We start from the raw sequence: 10,852 nt of genomic DNA, 5'->3' as shown, positions 1-10,852 counted from the left end.
ACACTCTCCCGAAAGGGGAGTAAACTGCCTGGCCTCACAAGGTCTGTACTTACACCGCGCCATCTCTTGACCCTACTGGTCTTTGTATACGAGAAAAGCCGATGCTCTGAATTAGTCCTATAAGAACGGTTGTTCGATGTTCGTTCTTGGTTGCTGGCATTGTTCTTCCCAGCGATTAGCGGGTCCTTGATTCTAAGCGTGCAGCGTGTCTTGATAAGCGGATCTTCCAGCCGCTTTGCTCACTCGTCCGAGGCAGGCGGCAATGTGTCTAATGTTTTATTCTTCCTCGCGTAGCGAGCCTCACTTCCCCGGATGATCCTCCGGGCATCACTTCCTGCGAAGCAGCATCGCTTCCGCCGACGCTTTTCGGGCCTCACTTCCCGACGGAGTCTGCCTCACCTCCTCACATACTCTCTCTGAACGTTTTTCAGCCAATAACTAACTCGACCAGTTCCTTCCCGTCGAAAACTCGGATCAAATGATTGTTAGTATCGGCTACGTACAACAGGCCGTTATTGTATTTGACATCATTCGGTTCGAAAAGACCGAGAGTAGAGCACTTTTCTCCATCCAGTGTGCAGGTTCCCTCTCCTAGATTCTTGATTATCGTTTCGACACGCCTGATTCCCAGATCGATCTTTCTTATCGCGTGATTGTAAGTATCGGCAACGTAAAGAAATCTATCATTGCCGTGAATGCCCATCGGGTGCTGGAACAAAGCCCTTTGAAGAATCCCGTCGATATGGCCGAATGAAAAGAGTCCACTCCCAGCAACCGTGTGCACCTTTTCCGCTTCGAGATCCACATATCTTATCCCCGAAACCTCCGAATCGGCAACATAAAGACTCCTGCCGTCCAGGTAGATTCCGCTGGGCTGCGCAAAATTGGCATCTTTCAGCGAACCATCTACAATGTTCTCTGCCCCACTGCCTGCGAATGAACGAATTGTGTTCTCCTTCAAATCAAGTCTCCAGATCTGGTGCATTCCGGCCATAGCAATATAGAGGTACCTTCCGTCTGACTGGAGATCCCATGGGGAGTTAAGCCGCGCCTTTGATGCTTCACCGTTGTACTGCCAGCTGAATCCCTGAAGGCCGTCTCCCGAGATCGTCCTTAGATTTCTTTCTTTTAGATCGGCTCTTCTGATTGCATGGTTCTCTGTATCGGCTATGTAGAGTAGACCCTCTGAATAGACTATGCCCTGGGGCTTGTCAAGGCGTGCTTCTTCGAAAGTTCCATCTCCAAAGCCGCTACTCTGGCCTCCGATCTGATCGGTAACCTTTGCTTCGAAAGGAGAGGTAAGCTCCGTTACAATTATCCGATCGTTGTTCGAATCGCTAATAAACATCGTTTCTGAATCCCCAAAAGCAATCTTCCCAGGAAATGAAAGAGTCGAATCTCTCTTAGACGCCTTTGGCGTGAGCGGGATCCTCTCGTTGCTCAAAATCCCTCTCCTCTTCCCATCCTCGAGAGCTTTTGAAATCTCATTTGAGAGGTAATCTCGCTTGCCCTCGCCCGAGGTCTTTGACAAAATCTTTCCGTCAGGTCCGATCAAGACGTAAGACGGCCACGCGCGAACCACATACCTGTCCCAGAGGTAATACTCATTGTCGATCAGAACCGGATGCTCTATTTCATACCGCTCGACAGCGGCAGCAATGTTTCTTTCGTTACGTTCATTCTCGAACTTGGCCGAATGTACTCCGATTACTACAAGAGGGCTATCCTTATACCGTTCTTCAAGCCACTTCAGATCGGAGATTACGTGAATGCAGTTCATGCAGCAGTACGTCCAGAAATCTAGCAAAACAACATGTCCTTTGATATCTTCCAGTGTCAGGGGTCTCTCAACATTGATCCAGCTTCCAGAAGATGGAAACTCTACAGCTCTTCCATACAAATCAATCACCTCTTTCCAGCTTTGACTGACAATCATATGAGTTGGATCACATCGGAGCCTTTCGGGCTTCGTCGAGCTCACATGAGGCACATGGTGAGAGCAGGAAAATGGTAAGCGCAATAGGCGTTCTATGTGTTGGTGGGAAATCTTTATTTAATTGGATTCTTCAGACAGTCTCTATCCTGTGGATCTAAAGTTTTGTCATGAAAGATACTTGATCAAATGAGAAATCAGTGATGCATTACGCTTGTGGAGTTTCTTATCGTAAGCTTGACATCGATGATTGTGTCAGAGACATCCTTTCCAGACAGTATTTTCGATAGAGCGACGACCGATTCCGACCCCAGGGTTCTAGGATCTTGGTCGACGGATGTAAGCGTTGGAATCGTTATAGGGGCAATCAGGTTGTTGTCATAGCCTACCACTGATATCTGATCGGGGACATTCACGCCTTGATCAGTGAAGAAGGCTATCACTCCGGCCGCCACCAGGTCGTTCGCGGCGATGACCGAATCAACCTCAGTCATTCTCTCCAACAACTCTCTTGCTGCTTCATAGCCTGCCTCGTAACTGTATCCACACAACACTACGAGAGAAGGATCGTATTCTATACCCTCTTCATCAAGAGCCCTCCTGTATCCTGTATATCTATCGAGGGTTGTGTATTTGCCCGCCTCTTTGCTGGAAGCTACTTCTCTTATATTGTTTACAGTACAGGGAGTTGACCAGAAGCCGGCAAGAAATCCTACTCTCTTTCTGCCGAGTCTCAGGAGGTACCGGGTGGCAAGATAGCCACCTTTCACGTTATCGGCATAGACGTGGGGCTTTGATTCGAAGACATTTCTTCTTCCGACAACTACAATTGGGAGATCTTTGAAACTCTCTATTTCGGGAAGCGGGTCTCCCGTGGAGACCGGACAATAGATGAGGCCATCCACAACGGTCCTTGCAAGGCTGTCGATCGCGGCCTTTTCGATTTCTCTTTTTCCGTCGGCAGTCGAGATTATTATCACGTGCTCTATTTCCTGAGCCTTCAAGATCGCCCCGGCAATCATAGCACTGAAAAAGGGGTGTGATACATCCGGCACGAGCATTCCTATCGTGTTGGTTGTCTGGCCTTTCATGAATCTTGCGGCAACGTTGGGCCTGTAGTTGAGCTTCTTGACGGCCTCCCAAACCCTGGTGTGAAGGTCCTCTCTCACAGGTCTCGAAGCGTTGATAACCCTCGAAACCGTTGCCGCCGAGAGCCCGGCGTAATCAGCAACCTGCTTTATTGTAACCCTGTCGCCCTTTTTTACAGTGCATCACCTCTCTGCTCGGAAAAGGATTTCAGAAAAGGCAGCGCTACTAGACTTATTATAACCAGCAACGTCACTATCCCAAAAGTCGAATTGAATGCCTTTATTTCAGCTTCAGCTCCACCGGATGATGAGAAACGTTGAACGAGAAATCCCGTTCCAGACTGAAATATGATCACCGATATGAAAGTGAAGAGATTCATTCCTCCAAAGAGAGAGCCTCCGCGTCCTTTCACAGCGAGATCATTCACTCCGGCAGTCAGATGGTCGTAGGTAACGCCCGCGCAGAAACCTAGGAAGAATCCAGCGATTCCGGGCACGGGAATCGGAAAATGGCTCTTCATAGACAACCAGAATACAATCCACGCTGCTCCGTAAGATACACATGAGATGCTAATCGCCATCAGCCTCAGTTTTGCTGGTCTTGCTATATATGCCCCAGCTAAATTTCCTACCATTACACCGATGCTTATCAGCGTAGACCAGAGACTGGCCGTTCCGTACGATACACCGTATGCCGACTGGTACCATGTAACGGACCAGAGTCCCTGCAAAGCCATTAAAGCGCCGAAAGAAGTCCCCCATAGTATCAGCATCAGTTTCAGCTGTCGTGACTTTAAGATCTTTCTGAAAGAATCCTTCAAGTTGTCAAGGAAGCTGCTTCTCTCAGTCGCGTTGCCTGCCGTTGTCACTGGATCTTTTCTTCTCAGAATTATCAGCGAGGCCGCAAGCGCGAAGTTGAGAACTGCTAGCAGCATGAAAACGTTTCTTCTTCCGAAGCGATCGAGAGCAAAGGCAAGCGGGGCAACGGAAATCACCGCTCCAAAATTCCCGAGAGTGTAGGTTATGCCGGAGAAGAAAGAGTACTTGTCCCTGTGAAAAGAGTGCGATTGAAATACGAGAACCCCGGAGAGCATCGGAGCAAGGCCCAGTCCAGTCAGCAACCTCCCCGCGCCGAGCATCACAGGGTTCGTTGCGAAGCCAAAGAGAAGAGCTCCAATTCCAGACGTAAGCATACCAAAGGAAACAATCTTGAGTGGGCCAAACCTATCGTTCAGAGCCCCGCTTATCGGCTGCATAAAGGCATACGCATAGAAATACAAACTAGATATGAAGCCCACAAGAGAAGCGCTCATCCCCCATTCCGCAGAGACTATCGGAAGGCTCACAGAAGCCGAGACTCTAAAAAAGTAAGAGAAGAAATACGCCGAAACAAGCAGAGCGTATATCGAAAGTTTGCTGCCAGAGGTCGACAAAACAGATTCGTTTTTATTCATTATTCTGCCTCCAAAACTTGGAAAACCTTTTCCCAAAACTGAAAAAACCGTCTGACTTCTCTCTAACAGTTATCATTTATGCCGCCCGATCCCGGAGAAAAGATTGAGAATCTCTTCTTTGAGGAAAAAAGCAGTTTCTTCCTTCTTGCTTGTAAACATTATACATTAAGAGTTGGGAAATAATCAATTGTGAGATATTTGGATTTTGAATTTTGCCATGCAATGAAGTATAATCTATATATTCTGAAATGGCAAACGTTTTCCGATTCCGAGGAGGTGGATGGTAGTGAAGAAAGTTCTTCTGTTTTCGCTAGTTCTTGTTCTTACAGTATCGATCCTTGCGTCATATCCAACAAAAGCCGTTACTTTGGTTATCCCGTGGGCAGCCGGCGGTATTACCGACAGAGTGGGAAGGGCATTTGCTCCTTATCTTGAAAAGCAGCTGGGTGTTTCGGTGATTGTGCTGAACCAACCGGGCGCCTCTGGAGCCATTGGTACGGATTTTGCATACTCCAAACCGGCAGACGGTTATACACTGCTTCTGTCTGCAGAGACTCCAGGAGTTTTCAGAGTTATGGGAACGGGCAAACTTGGTTTCGATAACTTCGAAGGTATTATTATGCTGGTAGAAGACATGAAAGTGGTCGTCGTTCCGGGCAACTCACCGTATCAGACTATGGATGAACTCGTTAGCGCAATTAAGGAGAACCCCGGAAAGATCAAGATGTCATACTCAGGTCCGGGAGCCAGCGGACACATCCAGGGGCTTCTGTTGAAAGAGGTCGGGCTTGATGTTTCCATGACCCCGTTCGGCGGCGGCAGCCCTGCCATGCTTGCAACAATAAGCGGTCAGGTTGATTTTACATTCGGAAATATCGGTACGGTTCTCGACTATTTGAAGACTGGCGACCTTAGGGCCCTTGCAGTTTACACAAAGGATGAAAGATCCGCCGCAATCCCAGAAGTGCCGCCAATCGCCGATGCGATTCCTGAAATGGCGCGTTACCTGCCTTTGACCTTCCCGAACTGTATCCTTGTTAAAGAGGGTACTTCGCCTGAAGTCAAAGAATTTATTCTAGAAGCTGCTCAGAAAGCCGTTCAAGATGCCGGATGGCTAGAATTCACTGAAGGAAGCTTCTATAACAGAATGCACGACGTACAGGGCGACGCTGTTATCGACTACTGGAATCGCTGGACTTCAATCGTCACATGGCTTCTTTATGACGCCGGCGTAGCTCCAAATAGTCCCGCAGACTTTGGAATAGAAAGATTCTGATCTATCGACGGTAGACCTCGTGTCTACCGTCTTTGGAGGTTTTCATGAAAGAGAAGACAGGCGGTCGTGTAAATTTTCAGATAATTGAAGGAGTTTTCTTTTCGGTAATTGCCGTGTTCGTTATCGTTGTCTCTGCGGGAATGAACCCTTATGGTTCCTGGTCGCTCGCGCCAGGCCTTTTCCCGTTGATTATGGGCATCATTCTCCTGGCACTTGCTATTTCTCTAATATTCCAGGCAGTTTTGAGCAAGACCTTCAAGTCGGGAGGCTTCGACAAAGTCGACTGGCTTAGGATTTCACTTGTAATGATCCTGACATTCGTATATGTCTGGCTCGTTCCGATAATCGGTTTTATTGCTGTTTCTATTCCTTATCTGGCCCTTATGCTACTCCTTTTGGGGGAAAAGCGCTGGTGGCTGATCGGGATAATCTCCGTGGGGACTACTCTAGGCCTGTATTACGCCTTCGGTGTGCTACTGAGTGTCTACCTGCCTTAAGAAGGTGATGTGGATATGATTGAACAAATACTGGCTGCAATAGATCTCAGGTTCATTTTCCTGGTATTTGTTGGTGCCTTTGCCGGACTTGTTGTAGGCGCCATGCCGGGGCTTTCCGTCACAATGGCCACCGCAATTCTGGTTTCGGTAACTTTCACATGGGCTGTCAACGATGCGATGGCTCTTATGATGGGCGTCTACGTTGTCGGAGTCTTCTCCGGGGCAATATCTGCAATACTGATCAACATCCCGGGAGCTCCCGCCTCGGTCGCAACGACGCTTGACGGCTTTCCCATGACCATGAAGGGACAGGCCAAAAAGGCTTTGCGAGTTGCTACCGTCTATTCATTTGTGGGTACTCTTTTTGGTCTGATAATGCTAGCCTTACTCGCAAAACCAGTTACAAAGATAGCCCTACAGTTTTCGCCGATGGACTACTTCCTGCTTGCGCTCTTCGGCCTGACGACGGTAGGTTCGCTTACGTCGAAGAACTTCCTCAAGGGATTGATAAGCGCGGCTCTAGGAGTCATCATAAGCTTGATAGGGATCGATCCGATTATGGGAACCCCGAGATTCACGTTCGGCTCGATGAGACTCCAGGCCGGTATTTCGCTGATAGCCGCTCTGATCGGCCTGTTCGGTTTTTCGGAGATTCTCGTTCAGATAGGTCAGCGTTCTCTCGATCCCATTTCCGGAAAGCTGGGAAAAGAGAAGGTCGGTTTTCGGCAGCTATTAAGGCACCTTCCCCTTTCACTGCAGTCGGCCGTGATAGGCACCTTCATAGGCGCACTGCCAGGCACGGGAGGCCCAGTAGCTTCTCTAATTGCTTACGATCAGGCGAAAAAGACGGTGAGAAAACCCGAAGTTCCGTTTGGCGAAGGGGCCGTTGAAGGGATCGTTGCCAGTGAGTCTGCAAATAATGCCTGTATAGGTGGAGCACTTATACCTATGCTTACGCTTGCTGTTCCCGGCGATGCAGTCACTGCGGTTCTTCTATCTGCAATGTACGTTCATGGGCTTAGGCCTGGACCACTACTTTTCACGCAGACTCCCGATCTCTTCTACGTAATTTTGGCCGCCGGCATTATAGGCTCTCTTTCGATCCTTTTCCTTGGAATCGGCGTGGCGCCTCTAATGGCAAGAATGGTGCTGATTCCCAAAAAGATTCTTCTTCCGGTTGTGGCTATCCTTTGTATAATTGGCGCCTACGCAATAAATTCAAGTGTGTTCGATGTGCTTATAATGGCTATCTTCGGTTTGATAGGCTTCATCATGAGAAGGAAGGGATACTCGGTGGCGCCAATGGTTCTCGGTATTGTGCTGGGATCATTGATGGACGCCAATTTTAGAAGAGCGGTATCGCTTGCTTCGGCAGGAGACAATTTGATAGTTTCAATGTTCTCAAGACCCATCAGTATTATTCTGATTGTCTTCATTCTGATATCACTGTTTTCCAATTTCAAGTTTGTCAAGACCGGGGTGAGAAAACTCTTCTCCGGAAGGTCTGACAAAGGACAGGAGGATTGAAAATGATAGCCTTTGCTTCAAGGCATAATCTTTCGGGTAAACTCTCTGTGCCCGGTTCAAAGAGCCATACAATAAGAGCAGTCCTCATCGCCGCTATGGCAAACGGACTCTCAACCATAAAAAACCCTCTTTCCAGTGAAGACTGCCTTTCGGCGACAAGAGCCGCCAGGGCCTTCGGTTCCGACGTGAGAATTGAAAAGGGAGTATGGACGATAAAGAGCAACTCCGAAGGCTTAAAGAATCCCGACGATGTAATTGACTGCGGGAATTCCGGAACGACCTTCTATTTTGCCACGGCGATCTCGGGGACTCTGAGTGACTACGTTGTTCTTACGGGAGATTATCAGATCCGCAGAAGACCAGTTGTAAAACTGCTGGAAGCAATGAGAGAATTGGGGGCCTTCGCCGTCACAACGAGAAGTAACAGCGATGCGGCTCCCGTCATTATAAAAGGACCAATGAAGGCAGGAACTATTGTTTTCGATGGAAAGATGTCTCAGTACATTTCCGGAATGCTCCTGGCATCGGCGAGACTCGAGGGGAAAACCAGGATCGAAGTTCAGAAGGCCATAGAGAGACCTTATCTACAAATGACTGTTGACTGGATGACCGAACACGGGATAAAAGTCGAATACGACGAGAAAAACTACAGCTTCTTCGAAGTGGAAGGCCCCCAGGAATACAGAACAGTCGAAACTTCAATACCGAGCGACTGGGAATCCGTTGCATTCCCTCTCGTAGCGGCGCTGGTTACGGATTCCGAGATCGTGATAGAAGATCTCGATCTGTCCGGAAGCCAGGGAGACTCAGTAATCGTAGATATCCTGAAAGAGATGGGTGGAGACGTAACTCTCGACAGGGCTACTAACTCTCTAAAGGCCAGGGGGGGAAACAGACTCAGGGGAATCACCATAGACTGTTCCGACATTCCCGACGCTCTGCCCATACTCTCAGTTGCCGCCTGCTTCGCAGAGGGAGACACGGTATTGACTGGAATAGAAAGCATAAGAGTGAAAGAAACCGACAGAGTCGAGGTAATGAAGAGGGAGCTCTCGAAAATGGGAGCGTCGATCGAGGATACTGATCATGAAATGATTATCCATGGCGGCAAGAAACTTACCGGAGCAAAGGTCGAAAGCCACGACGACCACAGAGTGGCTATGTCCCTCGCAGTCGCCGGGCTCTTCTCAGACGGGGTCACGGAGATCGGCAACGCCGAATGCGTCTCGGTCTCCTTCCCGGGCTTCTATGAACTTATGAACGGCGTTGGAGCTGGATTCGAGACTGAATAGAGTCGCCCGTCTTGTAAAGGTATCCGGCAGTTATCACTTTTCGGATGGAAATCAAAGAGAACATCACCTATTAACCCCGGCTTCTCGGCCGGGCTTTTTCTTTCTATGCCGGACGCTTTCGGCAGATCTTAATACCAATAAGTGAGAGGCTTCTGAAAACTTGTCCAGGAATCGACCCAAGGAGAAACTTCAATAGCAAGCTTAACTCTCGGTGTTAGTTGCAGCTTTTTGGTGAGAAGGACCCATAGGCAGTCTTTGTGAGAAGTCTCTTAACAATTCCCCTAATTACTCTTTGGTTTTTTCTTTTCGTGACCATAGTAAAAAGACAGCTTAATTCAAGAATATCAGAGTTACCTTAGCAATACTTACTATTAGTCAGGGCCGGGGGAGTCGATAGCGAACGCTGGTTTTCAGAATAAGCAGGAAATTCGACAGCGTCAATCAATAAATCAGACCGTCTTCCACTCCAAAGAAGAGAATCAACATCCAGTCTTCTAATCTACATGGTTCAGATGCACATCTGCGAAACGATGAGGACGTTTGATATCACCGTTTATTGAGCACCTTCCACAGGCAAAAAGGCTTGACACTGAGAATTCAAAACGTGATAATTGTAATAGTACAGGCTGACAGAGCCCTGGCGCTCTTGCTTTTCTCTAAACAATCGGAGGTAATAGAAAATGAGAAAAATTCTTATCATCTTCATGCTAGTTCTCGTTGCCTCGATTTCACTGGCAAACTTTTTCAAACCTGATATTCGTCCCGGTTACGGCGTAACGAGCACAGGATGGCTTTCGGATTACTTCGAACCTCTCAAGGGAACGAACATGGATGCTCCCGTCTACTACATGGACAGCGGAGTGCCCGGGCCCACTTTTCTGCTTATGGGTGGTACACATCCAATGGAAATCGCAGGAACCGTAGCTGCGACAATATTTATTGAAAACGCTTTGGTAAAGAGCGGCAGGATAATTGTTCTGCCTTTTGGCAACAGCAGCGCGTCTTCGATAGGAACCGTATTCTACCCGAACCAGCCGGACCACTTCCTGCAAATCGAGTCGAAGACGGGACCTCGTTTCCTTGTATATGGAGACAGAAATACCGACATCGAAGATCAGGGTGTCCCCGATCCAGATGTATACGTCCATTATCAATCGGGACAGGAACTTCCGGGCTATGAGTCGAGAAATCTCAATAGAAACTTCCCCGGTCGACCGGACGGAACCCCCACCGAAAAGCTGGCCTTCGCGATAATTGAACTGATAAGAACCGAGAAAGTCGATTTCAACCTCGACATGCATGAGAGCGATACTCCAGACAACTACAGCATTGTTGACGGAAATAAGGTTCAGGGAGGCAGACTGGCGTACATGCTTGTCTGTCACCAGCGTGGGCTTGAAATTGGCGCATACGCCACGATGGAGATAGAATTCAACTACGGAGTCTCGCTGAACCTCGAAGAATCCGACATACGATTCAAAGGCCTTAGCCACAGGGAGATCGGAGACGCCACGGAAAGTATTTCATTCCTTGTTGAATCGCCCAATCCCGGTTTCGATTACACGTGGCGTGAAAACGCCGATGTGCTCTTCGATGAGAAGTACCCTCTCAAACACCGGGTCGGTCTGCATCTCGCAACGGTCGAAGCACTGATCAACGGTTACAACATGTTCATGGGCACGGAACTCACCTACAAAGATGTTCCGACGTACTCAGACTTGATGGAAAACGGCTTCGAAGCTTATTTGAACTAGTGAGTCACCGTATCTTGATGAAACAAAAAGC

The 10,852-nt window shown here is 48.4% G+C and carries 8 protein-coding genes; 5 read left to right on the top strand and 3 right to left on the bottom strand.

From position 1 onward, the window contains the following. Positions 1-427: 427 nt before the first annotated feature. The 3 genes from B3K42_RS03880 to B3K42_RS03870 form a co-directional block, all read right to left on the bottom strand. The gene (locus tag B3K42_RS03880) at positions 428-1,900 is read right to left on the bottom strand and encodes a thioredoxin-like domain-containing protein (RefSeq protein WP_292596984.1); all 1,473 of its coding nucleotides are present in this window, start codon (positions 1,898-1,900) and stop codon (positions 428-430) included. Positions 1,901-2,130: 230 nt separating this feature from the next. Next, complete coding sequence (locus B3K42_RS03875; RefSeq protein WP_292596988.1) at positions 2,131-3,174, bottom strand: LacI family DNA-binding transcriptional regulator; 1,044 nt, start codon at positions 3,172-3,174, stop codon at positions 2,131-2,133. Positions 3,175-3,194: 20 nt separating this feature from the next. Continuing rightward, on the bottom strand, positions 3,195-4,475 hold the full coding sequence (locus B3K42_RS03870) for an MFS transporter (RefSeq protein ID WP_292596982.1): 1,281 nt from the start codon (positions 4,473-4,475) through the stop codon (positions 3,195-3,197). Positions 4,476-4,761: 286 nt separating this feature from the next. Between B3K42_RS03870 and B3K42_RS03865 the strand changes: the two genes are divergently transcribed. From B3K42_RS03865 to B3K42_RS03845, 5 genes are all read left to right on the top strand, one after another. Continuing rightward, the gene (locus B3K42_RS03865) at positions 4,762-5,751 is read left to right on the top strand and encodes a Bug family tripartite tricarboxylate transporter substrate binding protein (RefSeq protein ID WP_292596980.1); all 990 of its coding nucleotides are present in this window, start codon (positions 4,762-4,764) and stop codon (positions 5,749-5,751) included. A 44-nt stretch (positions 5,752-5,795) separates the two neighbouring features. Then, positions 5,796-6,248, top strand: coding sequence for a tripartite tricarboxylate transporter TctB family protein (locus B3K42_RS03860; RefSeq protein WP_292596978.1), 453 nt, complete (start codon positions 5,796-5,798; stop codon positions 6,246-6,248). Positions 6,249-6,263: 15 nt separating this feature from the next. Beyond that, a complete protein-coding gene (locus tag B3K42_RS03855; RefSeq protein WP_292596976.1) occupies positions 6,264-7,775 on the top strand; it encodes a tripartite tricarboxylate transporter permease in 1,512 nt (503 codons plus the stop codon). A gap of 2 nt (positions 7,776-7,777) precedes the next feature. After that, the gene (gene aroA / locus B3K42_RS03850) at positions 7,778-9,067 is read left to right on the top strand and encodes a 3-phosphoshikimate 1-carboxyvinyltransferase (RefSeq protein WP_292596974.1); all 1,290 of its coding nucleotides are present in this window, start codon (positions 7,778-7,780) and stop codon (positions 9,065-9,067) included. A 680-nt stretch (positions 9,068-9,747) separates the two neighbouring features. Continuing rightward, positions 9,748-10,821: a succinylglutamate desuccinylase/aspartoacylase family protein gene (locus tag B3K42_RS03845; RefSeq protein WP_292596973.1), complete on the top strand. Its 1,074-nt coding sequence runs from the start codon at positions 9,748-9,750 to the stop codon at positions 10,819-10,821. Positions 10,822-10,852: the final 31 nt, after the last annotated feature.

It is taken from the genome of Mesotoga sp. UBA6090 (assembly GCF_002435945.1).
In the GTDB taxonomy this organism is placed as follows: domain Bacteria; phylum Thermotogota; class Thermotogae; order Petrotogales; family Kosmotogaceae; genus Mesotoga.
This window is presented reverse-complemented; position numbering and strand designations above follow the sequence as displayed.